Source organism: Nitrosospira sp. Nsp1 (assembly GCF_900100985.1).
In the GTDB taxonomy this organism is placed as follows: domain Bacteria; phylum Pseudomonadota; class Gammaproteobacteria; order Burkholderiales; family Nitrosomonadaceae; genus Nitrosospira.
Genome location: NZ_FMUF01000004.1, coordinates 33,238 through 54,362, shown reverse-complemented (window position 1 = coordinate 54,362; position 21,125 = coordinate 33,238). Strand labels below are relative to the sequence as shown.

The window sequence follows — 21,125 nt, the reverse complement described above, 5'->3', positions numbered from 1 at the left end:
CCTCACCCAGTCACTTTTTCGCTGCGATTCTTCAAGTCCGACAGGCTGCCAAGTATGAATGCTATTATAATACAGGGAATTGTCTTGAATTCTCTATGCAGGTTCCGTTGATCCAGACTTTCTCCTATCATTCCCATCGTTCTATCGTTCGCCCGTAATGCGCCAATATCTTGAACTCATGCAGCACGTGCTCGAGCACGGACACAAGAAATCGGACCGCACGGGTACGGGCACGCTTTCCGTATTTGGCCACCAGATGCGCTTTACCTTATCGGAAGGCTTTCCGCTGGTGACGACCAAGAAATGTCATTTGAAATCCATCATTTACGAACTGTTGTGGTTTTTGCGCGGTGATACGAACATCCGGTACCTCAACGACAACGGCGTTTCCATCTGGAACGAGTGGGCTGACGAGAATGGCGATCTGGGCCCGATATACGGCCACCAGTGGCGATCCTGGCCAGTCGAGGGCGGAGGCCATATCGATCAGCTTACGCAGGTAATCGAGCAGATCAGGCATACTCCTGATTCGCGGCGCATGCTTGTTTCTTCCTGGAACGTGGGTGAGCTATCCCGGATGAAATTGGCACCGTGCCATGCCTTGTTTCAGTTCTATGTGGCTGACGGCATGCTCTCCTGCCAGCTTTATCAGCGTAGCGCCGATATCTTCCTGGGTGTGCCATTCAATATTGCGTCGTACGCCCTGCTGACCTTGATGGTAGCGCAAGTCTGCAATCTAAAACCTGGCGATTTCGTGCACACCTTGGGGGATGCGCACCTTTACCTCAGCCATTTGACGCAAGCCCGGGAACAATTAAACCGAAAGCCGAGGCCTCTGCCCGTGATGAAATTGAATCCGGCGGTCAACAGCATTCTTGATTTCAGGTATGAGGATTTTATGCTGGAAGGTTATGACCCTCATCCGGCCATCAGGGCGCCAGTCGCGGTATGAGCGTTCGACTCTCCGCTTTGGTGGCAACGGCACAGAACCGAGTCATCGGCAAGAATAACGAAATGCCGTGGCGACTACCGCCCGATCTGAAGCGCTTCAAGACGCTTACCATGGGGCACCCCATTATCATGGGGCGCAAAACCTATGAATCCATCGGCAGACCGCTGCCCGGGCGTACCTGTATTATTGTTACAAGCCAAACCGGGTACGAAGTTCAGGGCGCTATCGTCGTGCATTCAATAGCTGAAGCGTTGAGAGCCTGCCACGATGACAAAGGAAACGAAGATAAGCCTGTAGCGACGCGTGATGCGGAAAGCTTTGTTATCGGCGGGGCCGAAATATTCCAGCAAATGTTGCCGCTGTGCGACCGATTGTATGTTACAGAAATTCAGAGGGATTTCGATGGCGACGTGCTATTTCCCGAATTCAATCACGAGGAATGGAAGGAAACGTCCCGGGAAAAACACCGCTGGGATGACAACGGCCTGAAATACCATTTTGTGGTATTTGACCGAAAAACAGGTAAGGGAACTTATCCCGGCGGTTATACTGGATGATGCTGAAACAGTGACGGGACCACTCGTTGGGTCCCCATCACTGTTTATCCGACAATCAGCAGTTAGAGAACAACCACATCCGGTAGTGGAAAACCATTGAAATTGCTGGCGTAGGCAGTCGTGTAAGCACCGGCATTGGGAATATAGATGAAATCCCCTTCCTGGATATCTTCCGGCAGCATTTCATCACGCATCAGAATATCCACCGAATCGCAGGTCGGCCCGGCGACACACCATGGAATGTCGTGCCCGCTGCGGTCGGAAAGAATTTCATAGCGTAGACCTTCGGTGACTTCGATCACGCCGCCAAACATACCTGCGTCCCAATACATCCAGCGCTTACCATTGCGGGTGGCTGTGCCTACCACGCGACAAACAAAATAAGCTGCATCGGATACCAGATAACGCCCCGGCTCGGCCATGATACGAATTTCCTTCGGCAGATCCGCGATGGCCGCATTCACCACCTCGCCTATTACCTCTATTGACGGAATGGGCTTGATATGACGGACGGGATAGCCGCCACCGATATTGAGCAGGCGGGGGGATAAACCAACCCGGCGCATGTCCGCAAAAACCTTTTTGGCGCGTTCGATGCCCACTCGCCAATTCTGCGGATTACGGCATTGTGAGCCCACATGGAAAGTCACGCCCGCAAGATCGGCCTTGAGTTTTACCGCTTCATTGATGATGCCCTTGATCTCGGCGGCGTGCGTACCGAATTTTCCGGCCAGCGGCCAATCGCTGCCGATGTTCGGCGTGTCTATGCGCAGATACATCTTTGCATCAGGCTTGACGCTCACAATCTTGCGTAGTTCCTCGACACTATCCAGCACATACCATTCCACACCTTTTGATGCCGCATATTCCAGATAAGCGCGCGACTTCATCGGATTACTGTAATAAATTTCTGCAGCGGGAACGCCTAGGCTGAGCAGAAGATCCAGTTCCGAAATGGAGGCGATTTCAAACCCGACGCCTTCCTCGATCAAAGCGCTGAGTACGCGCGGATCCGGATTCGCCTTCACCGCATAGTGCGGCTGCACCTGTGGCATGGCAGTTTTGAATCGGCGGGCTTTAGTACGGACAATATGGCTGTCAACCAGCAGAAACGGCTTGCTGTAGCCTTTTTTCAAGGCTGCCTGGACATGTTCAAAATCCAGTCTGACTTCGGGATGGGTGTCGAATATTTCTTCGGCGTCTACTTTGCGCCGTAGGGCCGTGGTACGCATTTGCATGAGAGTCTTCCTCTTTAAAGACGCTACGTGACGGGAGTATGAATATTTACCAGATCAGCCGGGACGAAGTAGTTTGCTTTGCTTTTCATGATGACCTCCTATTCCTGATTACACATTCGTAAAAAAGCGGATTATAAACTTCATTCCGCTGGAATCAAGCGTTTTTTTTAGCTCGGAAAAAAATCATATACCCATCGGGAATGGTCGCAAAAGAACCGCCTTGGCAACTCGTCATAATTGACGGCGCCAGGAGAGAATTCACACGCCACAACAGGGTTTAATATTTATTTACAACAAAGACTTACGATTTTCATGGGAACACATCGGGCATAAGGCGAGGTGATCGACCTCTGCTGCATTTATTGCAGGTATCGGACAATTGGCCGAGGTGCGGCCATTGCTGCAAAAAATCAGATTTTCGGTAGCGTCACACCATGCTGCCCCTGATATTTTCCACCCCGATCTTTATACGAAACCTCGCATACTTCATCGGACTCGAAGAAAATCACCTGAGCCACTCCCTCATTCGCATAAATCTTTGCGGGAAGCGGTGTCGTGTTGGAAAATTCCAGTGTGACATAACCTTCCCACTCCGGCTCAAATGGGGTGACGTTGACAATAATGCCGCAACGCGCATAGGTGGATTTGCCGAGGCAGATGGTAAGCACATTGCGCGGGATGCGGAAATACTCAACGGTGCGCGCGAGTGCAAAGGAATTGGGCGGGATAAGGCAAACGTCGCCCTTCACGTCGACGAAAGAATTCGAATCAAAATTCTTGGGGTCGACAATAACGGAGTTTATATTGGTAAACAGCTTGAATTCATCCGAGCAACGGATATCGTAGCCGTAACTCGATGTCCCGTATGAAACGATCCGGTGGCCATTGGCGTGCTTGACCTGATTGGGCTCGAAGGGCTCGATCATGCGGTGTTCCGCCGCCATGCGGCGAATCCACTTATCCGACTTTATGGTCATTTTTAAAAAGAAGAAGAGAATGCCGGGAGAATGTCAGTCGTGAATGGGATGAGCGTAGGCAGACACACGCACCCTCATCCATTCGTTTGTTTTCCTGGGGAAATCAAGTATCCTCGATTACGATCTTCGCAAACAGCGCGGAATGATCCAGCGATAATTCATCGACCTTGACTGCGATGCGACGCGCAATGCTGCGATAAGTTTCTGCTATCCTCCCGCCCGGGTCTGCGGCAACCGTCGGCATACCGGCGTCGGTATGTTCGCGGATTTTTATGTCGAGCGGCAAGGACCCAAGAAATTCGACCTCATAATCCTTGCACATTTTCTCCCCACCACCGGCGCCGAAAACATGCTCCTCGTGACCGCATTGTGAACAGATGTGAGTGCTCATATTCTCGACAATTCCGATAATGGGAATACCCACTTTCTGGAACATCTTCAGTCCTTTGCGTGCATCGAGCAGCGCAATGTCCTGAGGGGTGGTAACGATGACGGCACCCGTAACCGGCACTTTCTGCGCAAGCGTCAACTGGATGTCGCCGGTTCCCGGCGGCATGTCCACGATAAGATAATCTACATCTTTCCACCGGGTATCGTTCAACAACTGCTGCAATGCTTGCGTAACCATCGGTCCGCGCCACACCATCGGCGTTTCCACGTCAATCAAGAAACCGATTGATATGGCCTGAATGCCATGTGCCTTCATCGGTTCCATGGTCTTGCCGTCGAGGGATTCGGGACGGCCGGCAATGCCCAGCATCTGGGGCTGCGAAGGGCCGTAAATGTCGGCGTCGAGGATGCCGACGGAAGCGCCCTCCGCGGCAAGCGCCAGTGCCAGATTGACCGCCGTGGCGGACTTGCCCACCCCACCCTTTCCGGACGCTACCGCGATGATATTCTTGACCCCCGGAATGAGCTTTACGCCACGCTGCACGCTATGAGCTACGATCTTGCTCGTGACATCGACATTCACATTACCAATACCGGGAATACTTTTGAGCTTGTCAACCGTCTGCTTGCGTATACTTTCCACCACGCTTTTTGCCGGGTAACCCAGCACGATATCAAGCGAGACATTATCGCCCTCTATTTTGATATTACGCGCTTCATTGCCGGTTACGTAATCCTTACCCGTGCTGAGGTCGATAATTTCCCTGAGGACAGACTGTATTTGCTGTTCCGTGATAGGCACGTCTGCATACTCCTTTATCTGCGGCACTAATGATGACCTCGAATATTAACAAATATCAGGGTCGAGAGTCTGCCGAGATGAAGATAAAGCGTCCACCCGTCCCAGAACCGGCCGGAACCAATTCTTATAGCTTGAAGAAAACAGGGCTCACTCCGCCCTGGTCAATAAACAACTGTTTCCTTCAGTTCAACAGGTTGCCGGGCTTACAGTTTGTTACAATCACGTTTGGTGCAATCTCTATAGGCAATTGATGAACAAGCGAAAAATTCTGGTTACTTCAGCGCTACCCTATGCTAACGGCAGCATCCATCTCGGGCATCTGGTGGAATACATTCAGACCGACATCTGGGTCCGTTTCCAGAAAATGCAAGGCCACGAGGTACATTACGTGTGTGCCGACGACACTCACGGCACGCCGATCATGCTGCGCGCCGAACAGGAAGGCATTACGCCCAAGCAGTTGATAGACCGCGTATGGCAAGAGCATAAGGCCGATTTTGATGGCTTTCATGTTGATTTTGACAATTATTACACCACGGATGCGCCCGAGAACCAGGCATTTTGCGAGGATATCTATCGTCAGCTCGAAGCAAAGGATCTGATCGTCAAGCGCTCCGTCGAGCAGTTTTATGATCCGGTGAAGCGGATGTTTTTACCGGACCGGTATATCAAGGGAGAATGCCCGAATTGCCATGCCAAGGAACAATACGGCGATTCGTGCGAGGCATGCGGGGCCACATATTCGCCCACCGATTTGATCGATCCTTACTCCGCCGTTTCGGGAGCGAAACCGGAACGCCGCGCTTCCAAACATCACTTCTTCAAGCTTTCGGATCCCCGTTGCAAGGCTTTTCTCAATGGTTGGGTTTTTGAATCGTTTTCGAGCCAGTCCGGCGCCAACTCCGAAATGAAGCCACGACTCCAACCCGAAGCTGCCAACAAGATGAATGAATGGCTTTCAGCGGGCTTGACGGACTGGGATATTTCTCGTGATGCGCCCTATTTCGGCTTTCCGATACCCGGTACCGCCGGCAAGAAATTTTTCTATGTCTGGCTGGATGCACCCGTCGGCTACTTCGGCAGCTTCGAAAATTACTTCAAACAGAAGCAAAAATCTCAAGCCGAGATCGATGAATTTCTTCGGCCCGGCGGCAACACCGAAATGGTGCATTTTATCGGCAAGGATATTCTCTACTTTCACGCACTGTTTTGGCCCGCGATGCTGGAATTCTCGGGCTATCGCACGCCCACCCAGATCTATGCTCATGGGTTCCTTACCGTCAACGGGCAAAAAATGTCGAAGTCGCGCGGGACATTCATTACTGCGGACAGCTATCTCAAACAGGGCTTGAATCCGGAATGGCTGCGCTATTATTACGCCGCCAAGCTCAACGACAGCATGGAAGATATCGATCTCAATTTCGATGATTTCATCGCGCGGGTCAACAGCGACCTGATAGGCAAATACATCAATATAGCCAGCAGATGCGCCGGATTTATCACCAGGAAATTCGACGGGAGGCTTACGCACACTATCTCCGAAGCGAACCGGAAATGGTTCAATCAGTTTCTTTTCTGCCAGCTTGGCGAAGGGGATACGTTCCTGGGGCGTCATACCTCCATTGCAAATTTTTATGATCGCAGGGAATTTGGCAAAGCCATAAAGGAAATAATGCTGGCAGCGGACGTTGCCAATCAATACGTGGATCGAACGAAGCCATGGCTTCTGGCAAAAAATGATGAAAACGACCGGGAATTGCATGAGGTGTGCAGTGTTGCGTTGAACATGTTCCGCATTCTCACCGTTTACCTGAAACCGGTCCTGCCGAAACTTGCCGCACAAGCGGAGCAATTTCTGGGGGTAAGCCCTCTCATCTGGAAGGATGCAAATTCGCAGAACAGGCTGTTAGCAGACGGCCACCGGATCAATGATTACAAACATCTGATGACTCGCCTCGACGCCAAACAGATCGAGATGCTTATCGATGCCAATAAAGAAAGCCTGAAGCCAACAGTACAGCCACCACAAACCACACAAACCGTGCAAGCGGTGGAAAAAAGCCCAGTCGCTCCCTCCATCCCTGCAACGGGTGGAACGGGTATCAATAGCACCGCAGCGGCATCCATTACAATTGACGATTTCGGCAAGATCGACCTCAGGGTGGCAAAAATCATCAATGCCGAACATGTAGAAGGCGCGGATAAACTATTGAAGCTCACGCTGGATATCGGAACGGAGCAGCGTACCGTCTTCGCAGGAATAAAATCCGCCTACGATCCTGAACAGCTCACCGGCCGCCTGACTGTCATGGTAGCCAACCTTGCGCCACGCAAGATGAAATTCGGCATATCCGAAGGGATGGTGCTGGCCGCGGGTGATGGCGATGGGCCTTATCTTCTCTCTCCCGATGAAGGCGCACGGCCGGGAATGAAAATAAAATAGCGCTGCGGCTGGCGATAAAGAAAAAGATCAAGCGTCGAGATTGAAGGTCATACGCTCGAGCGAAATCATAGGCCGCACATGATTCCCGAGCGCGTCTATTATGCCATATGATTTTTTGTAACGACGTGGCAAACATTGCTTCACTCCGGCCGATTCACAAAAATCCCAAAAATTCGGCCCACTGACTCAGTGCGCTGATTCGTTCCCAAGCGGGATCGCACTCCCCTACCTCTAGCACTCCAGCAGCCTCTCGGACTTAAAGGAAATCGGCTGCTAAAGCGTCTGGCCGGTCCATATCCTCACCCAGTCACTTTTTCGCTGCGATTCTTCAAGTTCGAGAGGCTGCCAGGGCATCCCAAACCCATAAAGTCACTCTTGGCCACGGCTATTCTCGGTAGTACCTATTTGAAATTTTTGAGTAAAGCATAGCGCTAGAACGCATGTCGCCAGCGGGTGCGGCAATATGCCACATGCGACAATATGCCACATTCCTAATTTCATAAATTTGTTTTACATTTCCCATCAGCATGCATATGAGCGTTTGCGGTAGCGCTCCGGGAGGCTGGGATCAGCCTGGCATATGGTGCTTCCCGACCTCGCCGCCGTAAGCTGTTGGCACCGCGAAAAGCACATTCCAATTGATGACGACAACATACTACAAGTCGTTACAGGATATGGTAGTGACATTATCCGGCTGCGTCTTTTGACGCAACCATTCAAGAAAAAGAATAAAAATGAGAATGAGAAATATTGCATTGACCATAACGTTCGTAACAACAGGTTTTTCAGGATTTACGATGGCACAGACTACAACGCAATCCTCCACTACCGCGCTGACTCCAGTCGTTGTGACGTCCAATCCGATCATTGATCGCGTGCGCATCGATCCGTTTTCAAGCACATCCGCGGTGGTTACCGAAAGCCAGCTTCGCGATCAGAATGCGTTCGATCTCGCGGCCGCGCTGCGCCGTACCCCAGGGGTGCAAATATCACGCTACAACCCGGTGGGTGCTTTTGGTGGCGATCAAGGCGGCGCGGTCTTTATACGCGGAATGGGTGTCAGCCGGCCCGGCAGTGAAATCAAGACTTATATTGACGGTGTTCCATTTTACATGGGCGTCTGGAACCACCCATTGCTCGATCTATTGCCGGTCAATGGCATGCAATCCATCACTGTCTACAAAAGCCCCCAACCTCAAATCAACGGTAATAACTTTGCGTCGATCAATCTGGAAACCAAGCGCGCAACCGAGGATGGCATACAGGCAGGCGCAAGGATTTCCGGAGGCTATTTCAACACCTTTATCGAGCAAGCGGATCTGGTTGGCCGCAAAGGTGATGTGGATTTCATGCTGGCGCAAGGTCACGCCCAATCGGATGGCCAGCGACTCAATGCGAGCGGCGAACTGAATAATGTGATGGGCCGCATCGGCATGCGGCTGGGTGCAAACTGGTCGGTTGGCACAAGCTTTCTTTTTGTCACCAACACCGCCCGCGATCCAGGCGATAACCGGTTGCCGAGACCCGCGGTGGCGCCGCAATACAATACCCAGGCAGGATTGGTCTCCGCTTTTATATCGCATCGTCACAATGACTGGCGCGGTGATCTACGTTTTTATTACAGCAAGGGGGAAGGTAACTGGCTGCATCAGTCCGGCCTGGATGGGGATACGCTTACCAATTTCGAAACGATAGGCGTGCGCTGGAAGGAGCAATTCTCTCTATGGAAGGGCAGCGCCATTGTTGCCGGACTGGACAGCGACTGGATTTCGGGCAATGCGCGATTCAATAGAATCGCCCCGGCGCCACAGGATAGTTTTAATGCACCTGCTTTCCGCGTCACGTCCCCTTACATAGCATTGAGCCAAACGATCGAACTGGGTAAAGGCTGGTCGCTTGTGCCGGCGGTTGGCATCCGGGTCTATGACCACAATATGTTCCAGACAAAGACGTCGCCACATGCGGGTCTCTCTTTGATATCAGACTGGATCATCCTCTTCGGCAATGTATCGCGCGGTATCAATTATCCGGGATTGGAGGCCCCCGTACTTTCCTCCGTGATACCCGCTCTGGGGCAAAGCTGGAGACAACTTGCCGCGGAAGAACTCAATCACGCCGAAGTCGGCTTCAAACTGAATCCTTTCGAAACAACACAGATTGATGTCAGCATATTTGCCGATCAGGTAAAAAACCGCTACATCTTCGGCTTCCCGCCCAACGTTCCGCCGCCCCCTCAGTTTCTGAATCTGGGCACCTATACCATACGCGGTACTGAAGTTTCGATTCGACAAAACATTACGCCCAACTGGACGGTTTTTGGCGGAATGACATTGCTTGACCCCAGCATCGATAATTTGCCGTATACGCCAAAGAGAGCGGTCACGGCGGGCTTGAATGGGCAAATGGGACCCATTCGCCTGACGATCGATACCCAGTACCAATCAAGCGTACTGGCACTCAACCGGCCGCGTGCGGCGGGAGCTGTCAACAGCGAGAGCGTTCATTCATTTGCGATCATGAATGCCCGTGTTTCTTACCAGTTGCCGCAGCTTGGCAAAAGAGGCGAAATTTTCGTGGCCATGGAAAATCTTCTGGATACCCGTTACGCCTATCGTCCGGGGTATCCCATGCCGGGGCGCTGGGGGCAGATCGGCTTTTCCGCAAGCTTCTGAATGACGAGAGCAATGGATTCCTGTTGAACCCGCCGAATGTCGGTATGAACTTCGTGAATTAAACGTGGAGGTTTTTTATGCAATTATTACCATTAGTACACCCTTCGGAAGAACTAACCAGAGACGAAGTTTCACGGTACAGCCGCCATCTGCTGATCCCCGATATCGGTGTGGAAGGACAAAAACGCCTCAAGAACAGTAAAGTGTTAGTGATAGGTGCCGGTGGTTTGGGATCACCTGTGCTGCTGTATCTCGCGGCAGCCGGCGTCGGAACACTGGGAATCATCGACTTCGATGTCGTCGACGAATCCAATCTGCAAAGGCAAATCATTCATGGGCAATCGGATATCGGCAGGCTCAAGTCCAGGAGTGCGAAAGACTCGGTTAACGAGTTAAACCCCCATATTCACGTCCAGCTCCATAACGAACGCCTTGAAGTGACGAATGCCGTAGAGATAATTTCAGGCTACGACCTGGTTGTGGATGGGACGGATAATTTTTCTACCCGGTATCTCGTCAACGATGCCTGCGTGCTTGCGAAAAAACCATACGTATGGGGATCCATTTTTCGATTCGAAGGACAGGCCTCCGTCTTCTGGGAGGATGCGCCGGATGGAGTGGGCTTGAACTATCGTGATCTGTACCCCGAGCCACCCCCATCGGAGATGGCGCCCTCATGTGCCGAAGGTGGCGTGTTAGGCATTCTCTGTGCCTCGATCGGCGCGATCATGGCGACAGAAGCCATTAAATTGATCACCGGCTTAGGCGAAACCCTGCTTGGACGACTTGCCGTCTATGACGCGCTGGACATGACATACAAATTCATTCCCTTACGGCGCGCACCTGTGAGAACGCCTATAACCGGATTAATGGATTACCAGGAATTTTGCGGAGTGAAGCCGGTAGCCATAGAAAACATGACTAACCCCTTCATAATCAGTCCACTGGAACTCAAGAAAATGCGGGATAGCGGTAAGGATATGCGGCTCATCGATGTTCGTGGAATCGAGGAATGGAACATTGTCCGCATAAAAGGCGCCAACCACATTCCCAAAAATAAAATCATGACCGAAGAGGTTTTATCTCAACTCAACAAAGAGGATTTCATCGTAGTGCATTGCAAAATGGGCGTCCGTTCGAGAGATGTTCTCGTGGAGATGAAAAAACAAGGCTTCACCAACGTCAAAAGCCTGGACGGTGGAATTCTAGCGTGGATCAGAGACGTCGATCAGTCGTTGCCCAGTTATTAGCCGAGCGGCCGGCAAAGGGGCTGACCGCTATCCCTGTCGCGGTCGCTTCCCCAGGCTGGCATCCAAATCACAAACAAAACAAATCGTTATTGGTTTTAGACCGGATTCCGGGCCCAAGTCTGGAATAACGAATCTTCGTGTTTTCCCGCTGCCTGAATAAACAATGTCATGGAGGTTAAAAAAATATGCTGACCATACACACCAAACTCGTTGAGGCAATGATTGCTCAAGCACATAAAGATCACCCCATCGAGACCTGTGGAATCATCGCTGGTCCGCAGGGATGCAATCTTCCATTGCGCCTGATCCCGATGCGTAACGCGGCTCGGTCGGCGGTATTTTTCAAGTTCGACCCCAATCAGCAATTGCAGGTCTGGAGAGAAATGGAGGCACGGGACGAAGAACCTATCGTTATCTATCACTCCCACACTGATACGCAGGCCTATCCAAGCCGAACCGACGTCAAGTTTGCGGCCGAACTTCGCTCCCACTACGTCATCATTCCAACAGATCCCATTTACGGGGACGAAATTCGCAGTTTCCGGATTTGTGACGGCATGGTGACCGAGGAGCGAGTCAGAATGCTGGACTCATATAAATCGGAATGGGAACTGGCAATGGTGGCTTGAGCGACCTGCATGGGTCCCGCGCTCTAATTTTAACGCTTAAAGGCAAAATCAAGTCCAGCCACATCAGATCCAATTGCGGTTTCTTCAAAATCATAAAATCAGAAAAAGGAATAAGCATGCACGTCACCGTAAATATCCCAACCATATTAAGACCACTTACCGATAATCAAAAACGCCTCACAATTACCGGTTTCAGCGTACTCGAAGTCATTGAACACATGGAGCAGCGGTATCCCGGCGTGAAAGAGAAGCTGATCGCCGGAGGAAAGGCACACCGCTTCATCAATATATACGTGAACGACGATGACATTCGTTTTGCCAACGGCCTTTCAACCCGCCTGAGCGACGGCGACTCGTTAACCATTTTGCCTGCGGTTGCCGGTGGGTGCTGAACCGGCCTTACTCCACACATGAGGAATGAGTATGAATCGCCCATTAACCAACTGTGCAATAACGGGGCCGCTAAAAAGCGCTGCCCCGGATTTTGCCGCGATAGTGTCATCGCTTCTATACCAGTCCGGTGCGCTGGGCATGAAAATCGAGGCAACCGAAAATTGCTCAAACAATGCAGCACTTTCTTTTGAATTCAAGACCCCGCATACCACACCCATAGCATGTAATGTAACCAGATGGGGTGATAGCTCCAAACAAGCTTCCGTGACGGAAAATATCATGCAGGCGGCTTGCGGATTGATGTCGGTACATGGACGGGCCAACGGCAGATCCCAAGCGCTGGGGTTGAATTACGTTTCCACCCTGACCGCCGCTTTGGCGCTTCAGGGCGGAATTAGCGCTTCCATTGGCCAACTGCGCGGCCTCTCGGTATCGAACAGCGACGTCTCGATGGCATCCGCAGCCCTGTTAAGCATGGGGCAGTATATCGCGGGCGCAACGGCTTCAGAGTCTCACGAAAACTCAGGGCCAAACCACGTCTCACATCCGGCTTGTTTACCTTTCATTTCGCTGGATGGCGTCATCTTTGAACTTGAAACGCTTGACGCCGGGCCTTGGCAAAAATTCTGGTCCGAGATCGGTGTAAGTTCAGCAGTCGCCGGCAAAGGATGGACTGCTTTTTTGCTGCGGTATGCCAAAGCCATTTCCCCTCTGCCTGATGAGTTATTCAACGCAATATCAAATATTACGTATCACCGCATCTCCCGGATATGTGCCAGAACCGGTATGGCTATTTGTCCCGTGCGATCCATCAATGATAGAGCCCAGGACGAAGACAGCCAGCATGTTTGGCGTCAGGGCCCGTGGGAGTTTCTTTTCGAGACCAATCCCAAGGGCGGATGGTCAAGCCATTCCACCGGTAATTTACCGTTAAGCGGACTCACCGTCATCGAATCATGCCGGCGTATTCAGGGCCCTCTTGCCGGGCACCTGCTGGCGCTCCTGGGTGCGGAGGTCATCCGGATAGAGCCACCAGGCGGAGATCCTCTGCGAGGCATGCCACCAATGGCAGGTGATTGTTCAGCACGATTCGATGCGCTCAACCGTTTTAAAACTATTCGAGAAGTCGATATCAAATCCCTGGCGGGACAAACAGAAGTCAAGGAACTGGTGCAACGTGCCGACGTCTTTCTGCATAACTGGGCGCCTGGCAAAGCGGTACTGTTAAATCTCGACCATGAAGATCTGGCCGCAACCAATCCATCCCTGGTTTACGCCTATGCCGGCGGTTGGGCAACGGACAGCGCGACACATTCTCCCTCCAGCCAAATGCCCGGCACAGACTTCATGGCGCAAGCCTACTCCGGGATCGCCAAAAAGATCGCGGAAACCTCCGACACACATGGCGGGTCCTTATTTACGATACTCGATGTGCTCGGAGGCGTTGTTGCGGCACAAGGGATCACTATCGCGCTGCTCAATCGATGTATGAATAATATGAGCGCGAAGGTCACGTCATCGTTAATGAGCGCGGCAACGCTTCTGTGTGCGGATGATTTTCAGCGCCTATATGCGTTGCCGAGCTCCGGTCCAGCTCCAAAAAGTATTATTGACGCCATCTATGCCACCAAGCGGGGGAAAATTGCGGTTGAATGTCGCGATTTAAAGACTGCAGTCCGATTAGCCGAAGCCCTGGGTACCGCTATCGTTATTGAAGAAGACGATTTTCAGGATTGCTTGAGCGACTGGTTCCTTTCGAGAACGGCGGATGAGTGGGCAGGTATCCTTGAACATGCAGGCGTCCCCTCAGCCGTTGTCATTGAAGACCTTGCAGACCTGCAAACCATGGCACATCTGCAGCCGACCCTGAGCCCCGGGGCTTATACGAAAGTCAATTCCCCCTGGAGTTTCAAATGAACCATTCCGGGATCACGGATCTGGTTCCTGCCGAGGTTCGCAGCCTGTGGGCCCGGAATGGAACCTATCCCAATAAATCGTTGTACGAGTTGTTCCGCGAGCATGTGCGGCAGCATCCCGACACCCCGGCGGTGATGTCCCTCGACCACACCATCACATACGCAGGGTTATCGAACAAGGTGCTTCGCCTTGCTGCAAGTTTCAAAGCGCTGGGAATCGTTCCCGGAGATGTCGTTGCATACCAGCTCCACAACAGCTGGCATAGCTGTGCCATCGATCTCGCGGCTGCGGCGCTTGGTGCGATCGTAGCGCCCTTCCCTCTCGGACGCGGTCGCCTCGATATCCAGTCTTTGCTGAGAAGGTGTGATGCACGTGTAATTATTATCGAAGGGCAATACGCCAAGATCGACCTGTGCGAACTTATCGAATCGCTGCGCCCCACCCTGTTGTCACTTCGTATTCTCATCGTTGATGGTAAAGCCACCCGGGAAGGCTGGCACACGCTGGATGATCTATTTCTAGCCGAGCCCATTGAAACTGATAAGTTGCCGACAGTTTCCCCCGATTCGCCCGTTCGCTTCCTGATCTCATCCGGGACGGAATCCGAGCCAAAATGGATTGCTTATTCTCACAACGCACTGGCTGGTGGACGGGGACGCTTTCTGCAACACATACATCCAGATGGAAGTTCCTTCAAAGGCCTTTACCTGATGCCGCTGGGCACGGCATTTGGTTCAACCGCGACATTTGGTATTTTATCCTGGCTTGGCGGATCCGTTGTCGTCCTGCGGCAATTCGATGTCGCAGCTGCCATTCAAACTATTGCGGAACTGAAGCCTGCCTATATATTTGGGGTGCCGACAATGTTTCAGCGCATCGCCGCCGACCCGGCATTATCGAAAGCCGATACTTCCAGTCTGGTCGCCATCATCAGCGGTGGCGCGAAAATCGATCCCGCCTCGATTCGCCGCTGTACCGATGCGTTTGGATGTGGTTTTATCAGCCTGTACGGTTCAGCGGACGGCGTTAATTGCCACACCGCGCTTGACGATGATCTGGAAACCGTTTTTTTTAAGGCGGGCCGGCCTCATCCCGACGTTTGTTCCATCCGGATAGTGGATGACCAAAAACAGGAAGTTCCGCAGGGTTGCGTCGGTGAAATCACGGCCAGAGGCCCGATAAGCCCAATGCAATATGTCAATGCGCCCGACCTGGACGCCCTATATCGAGACGAGGATGGATGGGTTTATACCGGAGACCTGGGACTTATTGACGATGATGGGTATCTGGTGCTATCGGGGCGTAAAAAAGACATCATTATTCGTGGCGGCGTCAATATCAGTCCTGCGCAAATCGAAAACATTGCCGTTTCCCATCCGGCTGTCGTGAGCGCTGCCTGTATACCGGTTGCCGATCCGGACCTGGGGCACCGCGTTTGCCTCTGCCTGGCATTGCGGGATGGAGCAGAACGTCCCTCGCTATCGCAATTCACCCGCTACTTGTGCAACCAGGGTCTGGAGACCACCAAGCTTCCGGAATACTTGCGCTATTACCGGCAGTTACCGCTCAGCCCGGCGGGAAAGATCGATAAAAAACAGTTGACCGCGGAAATAGAATTTACCCGACCTATCGCTGACCCGGGCGTTGCTCACGGGGCGAACCAATGTTGAGCCCACATGAAAAATCAAATCATACGGAGTCGGCGAGAGCGCTGTCGAGCAAGGTGAGAAAGTTTGTCGATGAAATGATTATCCCGAACGAATCACGATTGGCTCAAGACGGCGAAGGGTCAATCCGACTGCATTCGGAACTGACTGAAAAGGCAAGGCATGCCGGACTATGGGGTTTATTTTACCCGCCCTCGCAGGGTGGAAAAATAGCTTCACTTGAAGACTACCTGATCGTTGCCGAGCAGGAGGGACGAACGGAATTCTCCCCGGTAATCTTCGGCAGCCACTCCGCGCTTGATGCACATATGCTCCTGAAATTCGGAACCGATGAAGTCTGCAAGCGCTTCCTCGAACCCATGGCCCTCGGGAAAGCTGCCCCCAGTTACGGCATGACGGAACCGGGGCATGGCGGGTCCTTTCCCGGCCTGATAACGACATGCGCATACCTGTCAAACGGGAGCTGGACTATCAATGGCAGAAAATGGTTTGTCAGCAATACGGACCGGGCGACATTCATCACTGTGCTGGCACGTACTGGCGGGGAAGACATCGCGCTCGGCAAAGCGCTGTCGATGATTGTCGTCCCGACTGATTCGCCGGGATTCAGGATCGAGCGCCGGATCACCATGATGGGCCGCTCGCTGGATCAAGGCGAGATTTCTTTTAGCGACGTACAGGTCCCTGAGCATAATCTGTTGGGAACCTGCGGCAGCGGTATCGAATTAATGGGTCAGCGTCTGAGCGTCGGCAGATTGCTTCGTGCGATGAACTGGGTGGGACTGGCGCAGCGATGTTTCGACTTGATGGGGGCTCGAATCAATTCGGAGCGCGGCAGATCTGCCCGATTACCGGAGAAACAGTTGGTGCGCCAACATATTGTCAACGCGTATCAGGCAATTGCGAGTGCGCGTGAACTGATTCGGGTCGCCGCGAGAGGCGTCGACGCCCAGCGTTCAAATAATGTCGAGATCAATATCGCCAAAATAGCAGCATCACAAGCTTTGTGCATCGCATCGGACTCGGCGGTACAGATTCACGGCGCTGAAGGCGTCAGTGATCTGACCCCACTTTCGGGTATTTATAGAATCGCACGCACGTCACGCATTCTTGACGGTACAGACGAGTCGCTTATCAGTTCCGTGGGCCGCCGACTCATCAATTTATATGAAGAAGAGGGCACATATCATTTTGCCTGATTCAACCTAAATCCGGTAGTTGACCGCTCATTTAATAGATCAGTGTCATGATTAATAAGAATATTTCATATTATTTGACGCTCACCTTCCGGGTGAGGGCGCTACGGGGAGAATTGCACGGTTTTTGGGGCACATGGCAGCGTTGCAACTCCTTGGAATGGAACGACCATTCCGCGTCGTTGCGCCTTGCCCTGCACCCCAAAAACCGTACACTTCACCCCGTCCAACTACCGGATCTAGGTTCAATTTCTGCAAATCCGTCGAATTTCTCCAGCGACTTATTGTGCGGGTGCAGCATGCAGCGTGAGTGTCGTTACCCGCTTGTATCGGCATATGCGAGTCGACATCCATTCGGCAGCGCAAGGTGCGAACCATGCCGGTAACGACACGCGACGCTCGGCATGCAAGCATTGCGGGCATTTGGCTTCGAGTAGTCCTGGTGTTCGCGATGACCTTGCCAATGCTGATTTTATATGCCATCAGTACGCTTGGGCCCCTCATTGGCCATGACTTGCGCTTTGAGCCCGCATTACTGGGTTATCTGATAATGAGTTCATTTGGCCTGGCAGCAATTTTGTCGCTGTGGGCGGGAATTTTCGTAGACCGTATTGGTTCACGTTATGCATTGATAGCGCTTTTCTTCACCATCGCATCGGCTTTTACGCTGATGGCATCGGTTGAAAATTTTTATGGCTTGGTCGCGGCCGCCGCTGTTTGCGGCATCGCCCAGGCCCTTGCAAATCCGGTCACGAATTTACTGATCGCGCAGCAGGTTTCGTCGGAAAAAAGAGCACAGGTCGTAGGACTCAAGCAATCCGGCGTTCAGGTCGCGGCCCTTTTCGCCGGCCTGGTGCTTCCCGGCATCGCAATCCAGTATGGCTGGCGTGTCGCATTAGGCATGATTGTGCCGGCGGCAATATTGTTCGGGATAACGGCGCCTTTCGTCACCCCTAAAATACACGCAAGCACGGGCAGGGGATTCATGTTTTTGCCGCCGAATTCGCTGTTGCTGCGGCTGATGGGCATTCAGTTCTGCGTGGGCATATCGCTCTCCGCTTTCGTCACATTCTTGCCTACCTTCGCTACCCAGCAAGGCATGCCGCTATCCATGGCCGGCACCTTGATCGCCGTTTTCGGTGTAATGGGAATAATCTCGCGCATGGTATTGACTCCGATGGGCGCAAAACTTGCAGACGAATCGCTACTTTTACTCGTACTGATCGCTATTGCGGCTTGCGCGGTGATGGCGACGATGCAAGCGGGGCCGGCAAACCTTTGGTGGCTGTGGATTGGTGCAGCGGGCATGGGGCTCACCGCGGTAGGCACTAACGCGATCGCGATGAGCATGCTGATCAGAGATCCAGCTTTTGGTCCTGTAAGTGCCGCGTCCGGCCTCGTGTCGGCTGCTTTCTTCGGCGGTTTTGCGCTGGGCCCGCCGCTTTACGGTGCCTTGTCCAATTATTCCACCGGCTTGCCGCTTGGCTGGAGCATGCAGGTTAGCTCGCTTTTACTCGCATGCGCCCTATCTTTGGTATTGGCGTCCGCCCGTCGCCGCAAAGTACAGGCACCCACTTGCTGATCCTTCATCAACCGGAATTCGGTAGTACCGATATGGCTTACGAACCGCTATTAAGCCGTAAAGAATTGATAAATACGCTTGAATTGATGATGCGCCGCATGGAGATCATTGACTCTCACGTTATGGGCGGCTTTCCCCTTTATTCACCGGGACATACTGATCGTTGGATTGTCTCCCCGGGTGGTTCCTGGACCGGAGGATTCTGGGGGGCATGGTGGTGGTTGCGATCGCGACTAACCGGATCAGCCGCGGATCAACGCAAAGCATCGGATATCTGTCAGCGCTTATCCTCGAAAATCAGCGTCGATTCCGTTAATCGAAGCCTGATTTTTTGGTATGGCGCATCCTTGGGAGCGCTCTGGTTTGACGATGCCAATGCACGCAAGCTTACAGACGAAGCCATCGCCGCACTTGCGGCTTCCTATGATCCGGAAATAAATTGCATACCCCTTGGTACCGGTATGGGTGGCGGAGAGAAAGGAAATAAACTCGTTACGACAGATACCTTTGCTTCTTTAATGCAGCTTCTCGGCGGCAGTAGCGGCAGTGATTACGCACACATCTCGCAATATCATGCAAATACGATATTGACGGCATGTCACGCAGATGATGGCGTATTTCATTCTGTTGCACATTTCGAGCAAGGACATTTTCGTCCCTCCGATCGAGCAGGCATGTGGTCTCGTGGTCAGGCTTGGGCCATGTTGGGATTGAGCCGGGCTGCAGCGCGATGGGGAGAACCCTACTTGACTCATACTCAGTCTGCCTGTGAATATTGGAAGGGTTCTCGTCCGGAACCTCTGCCTCCAAACCGGCTCGACAATCCCTTGGGTCTTTCCGATCCCTCGTCTACCGTGATCGCGTCTCTGGCAATGCTGTCGCTGGCTGATCTTGTACCGGATGGAACTCCATGGCGCATTCATGCCCATCAACAGGTCGCTGCAATCGTTCGCAGCCGATATTTCACGGGCCTTGACGAAAGTAAAACAACGTCAAACAGGACCACTCCGGGAAAATTCGGGGGCTGCTGTTACAAAACCAATGAAGGAAAGGATGCGCTGGTCGAATCGGCCTGGGGCAGCTTTTTTCTCATGGCGGCACTCTGCGTGCTTATTGGCGCCATCGAACCGAACCACTGCTAAAGGATCTGAAATGGGATATGAAATGATGAAATACATGCGCTTCCGCTTGATCAGCCACATGATGTCCTGTTTATTGCTGATCCTGACAATCTCTGTTTCGTCCGAAGCCGTCGCCGAGGAAACGGAGCACGAATCTGTTCTGCTGCACGCGGCAAGAGTTTTCGATGGCTATAACATCAGAACCAACACGTCGGTATTAGTGATAAATGGGCGAGTTGCACGAATTGATACGCGTGAATCACTCGAGTCCAGTCATGTGAAGGTCATCGATCTGGGCGATTCAACGATACTACCCGGCTTTATCGAACTGCATGCGCATCTTTCGTTTCAAAATATTCCGGCCGATACCGTCCTGAAGCATGGCATTACGACCATCCGGGATGTCGGCGGGCCCCTACATAAGCCATATGGCGGAGATGGCGCTTTACGTGTACTCACCTCCGGACCAATAATTACCGCACCGAACGGCTACCCTATCCCGATGTTGGGAGATACCAACATCGCAACAGCGGTTTCAACGGAAGAAGAAGCACGCACAACCGTCCGCGATCTTATCAGGGGAGGCGCTGTCGTGATCAAAGTCGCGCTGGAACCCGGCGGTGAAGCGGGCGCTCCGTGGTCCTCCGGTCACGGCCATTCCAGTCATGGTCATCATGATCCAGCGGTTGCCGAACACGTGGAAGCCCGGCATCCACATGCGCATGATTCTTCCCATGCAAAACATGCATGGCCACTGCTGCCGGAAAATGTCGTCAGAGCGATCGTGGATGAAGCGCATAAAAACAATCGTCAAGTGACAGCACATATTGCTGAGGTGGAAGGCGCGCAAATTGCAATCAATGCAGGTGTTGACGAGTGGGCCCACATGCCATGTAACGTTATTCCCGAATCGCTGCTAAAACAGGCAGTGGCGCAGAATGTAAAAATAGTCGGTACGCTGGATACGCTATCGAAATGTTCCGGGATTGCAGGTAATGCCCGCAACTGGGCGGCGCTTGGAGGAGAACTTTTATACGGCGCCGAAATTGCGCATCCGGATATTCCGAGGGGTATCGATGCGCAAGAGCTTATGTACATGATGCAAATGGCGAAGCTGGGCGTAATGGACGTGTTGCGTGCTGCGACTTCGAAAGCAGGCCAGCATCTGGGTTTGCCGCTGCTGGGTACACTGCAAAAGGATGCGCCTGCGGATATCATTGCAGTCCGGGGAGATCCTGCTCATAACCTGAAAATCCTGGAATATCCTGATCTCGTTATATCCGGAGGCCGAATTGTAGTAAATAATTTCAAGAACCCGCGTGTTTCGCCATGATCGTCA

General features: G+C 52.5%; 16 protein-coding genes. 13 read left to right on the top strand and 3 right to left on the bottom strand.

What is annotated here, in order from left to right; all coding sequences use genetic code 11:
- Positions 1–157 precede the first annotated feature (157 nt).
- Positions 158–952, top strand: coding sequence for a thymidylate synthase (locus BLP78_RS03575; protein ID WP_090456596.1), 795 nt, complete (start codon positions 158–160; stop codon positions 950–952).
- Positions 949–1,509: a dihydrofolate reductase gene (locus BLP78_RS03570; protein WP_090456594.1), complete on the top strand. Its 561-nt coding sequence runs from the start codon at positions 949–951 to the stop codon at positions 1,507–1,509. Before BLP78_RS03575 ends, BLP78_RS03570 begins: the two co-directional genes overlap by 4 nt.
- A 62-nt stretch (positions 1,510–1,571) precedes the next feature.
- Here BLP78_RS03570 and BLP78_RS03565 read toward each other — a convergent pair whose 3' ends face one another.
- The 3 genes from BLP78_RS03565 to apbC all read right to left on the bottom strand — a co-directional run bounded on the left by BLP78_RS03565 (position 1,572) and on the right by apbC (position 4,916).
- On the bottom strand, positions 1,572–2,747 hold the full coding sequence (locus BLP78_RS03565; RefSeq protein WP_090456592.1) for a type III PLP-dependent enzyme: 1,176 nt from the start codon (positions 2,745–2,747) through the stop codon (positions 1,572–1,574).
- Between the two features lie 410 nt (positions 2,748–3,157).
- On the bottom strand, positions 3,158–3,724 hold the full coding sequence (gene dcd / locus BLP78_RS03560; RefSeq protein ID WP_025041641.1) for a dCTP deaminase: 567 nt from the start codon (positions 3,722–3,724) through the stop codon (positions 3,158–3,160).
- 103 nt (positions 3,725–3,827) lie between these two features.
- Positions 3,828–4,916, bottom strand: coding sequence for an iron-sulfur cluster carrier protein ApbC (gene apbC / locus BLP78_RS03555; protein ID WP_090456878.1), 1,089 nt, complete (start codon positions 4,914–4,916; stop codon positions 3,828–3,830).
- Between the two features lie 250 nt (positions 4,917–5,166).
- Here apbC and metG point away from each other — a divergent pair, with 250 nt between their 5' ends.
- From metG to BLP78_RS03495, 11 genes are all read left to right on the top strand, one after another.
- The gene (gene metG / locus BLP78_RS03545; RefSeq protein ID WP_090456588.1) at positions 5,167–7,359 is read left to right on the top strand and encodes a methionine--tRNA ligase; all 2,193 of its coding nucleotides are present in this window, start codon (positions 5,167–5,169) and stop codon (positions 7,357–7,359) included.
- A 797-nt stretch (positions 7,360–8,156) separates the two neighbouring features.
- Positions 8,157–10,031 (top strand): TonB-dependent receptor, encoded by a 1,875-nt coding sequence (locus BLP78_RS03540; RefSeq protein ID WP_256330007.1) that lies wholly within the window; start codon positions 8,157–8,159, stop codon positions 10,029–10,031.
- A gap of 77 nt (positions 10,032–10,108) precedes the next feature.
- The gene (gene moeB, locus BLP78_RS03535; protein ID WP_090456585.1) at positions 10,109–11,281 is read left to right on the top strand and encodes a molybdopterin-synthase adenylyltransferase MoeB; all 1,173 of its coding nucleotides are present in this window, start codon (positions 10,109–10,111) and stop codon (positions 11,279–11,281) included.
- 185 nt (positions 11,282–11,466) lie between these two features.
- Positions 11,467–11,910 (top strand): M67 family metallopeptidase, encoded by a 444-nt coding sequence (locus BLP78_RS03530; RefSeq protein WP_090456583.1) that lies wholly within the window; start codon positions 11,467–11,469, stop codon positions 11,908–11,910.
- A 116-nt stretch (positions 11,911–12,026) separates the two neighbouring features.
- Entirely contained in the window at positions 12,027–12,302 is a 276-nt protein-coding gene (locus tag BLP78_RS03525) for a MoaD/ThiS family protein (protein ID WP_090456873.1), read from the top strand.
- Positions 12,303–12,333: 31 nt separating this feature from the next.
- Positions 12,334–14,220, top strand: a complete 1,887-nt coding sequence (locus tag BLP78_RS03520) for a CoA transferase (RefSeq protein WP_218118911.1) — start codon at positions 12,334–12,336, stop codon at positions 14,218–14,220.
- Positions 14,217–15,890: a class I adenylate-forming enzyme family protein gene (locus BLP78_RS03515; RefSeq protein ID WP_090456579.1), complete on the top strand. Its 1,674-nt coding sequence runs from the start codon at positions 14,217–14,219 to the stop codon at positions 15,888–15,890. Before BLP78_RS03520 ends, BLP78_RS03515 begins: the two co-directional genes overlap by 4 nt.
- The gene (locus BLP78_RS03510) at positions 15,884–17,086 is read left to right on the top strand and encodes an acyl-CoA dehydrogenase family protein (protein ID WP_090456577.1); all 1,203 of its coding nucleotides are present in this window, start codon (positions 15,884–15,886) and stop codon (positions 17,084–17,086) included. The genes BLP78_RS03515 and BLP78_RS03510 overlap by 7 nt, the downstream gene beginning before the upstream one ends.
- Positions 17,087–17,459: 373 nt before the next feature.
- Positions 17,460–18,665, top strand: coding sequence for an MFS transporter (locus BLP78_RS03505; protein WP_090456575.1), 1,206 nt, complete (start codon positions 17,460–17,462; stop codon positions 18,663–18,665).
- The gene (locus tag BLP78_RS03500; protein WP_256330006.1) at positions 18,659–19,807 is read left to right on the top strand and encodes a glucuronyl hydrolase; all 1,149 of its coding nucleotides are present in this window, start codon (positions 18,659–18,661) and stop codon (positions 19,805–19,807) included. Before BLP78_RS03505 ends, BLP78_RS03500 begins: the two co-directional genes overlap by 7 nt.
- Positions 19,808–19,829: 22 nt before the next feature.
- Positions 19,830–21,119, top strand: coding sequence for an amidohydrolase family protein (locus BLP78_RS03495; RefSeq protein ID WP_218118910.1), 1,290 nt, complete (start codon positions 19,830–19,832; stop codon positions 21,117–21,119).
- Positions 21,120–21,125 lie beyond the last annotated feature (6 nt).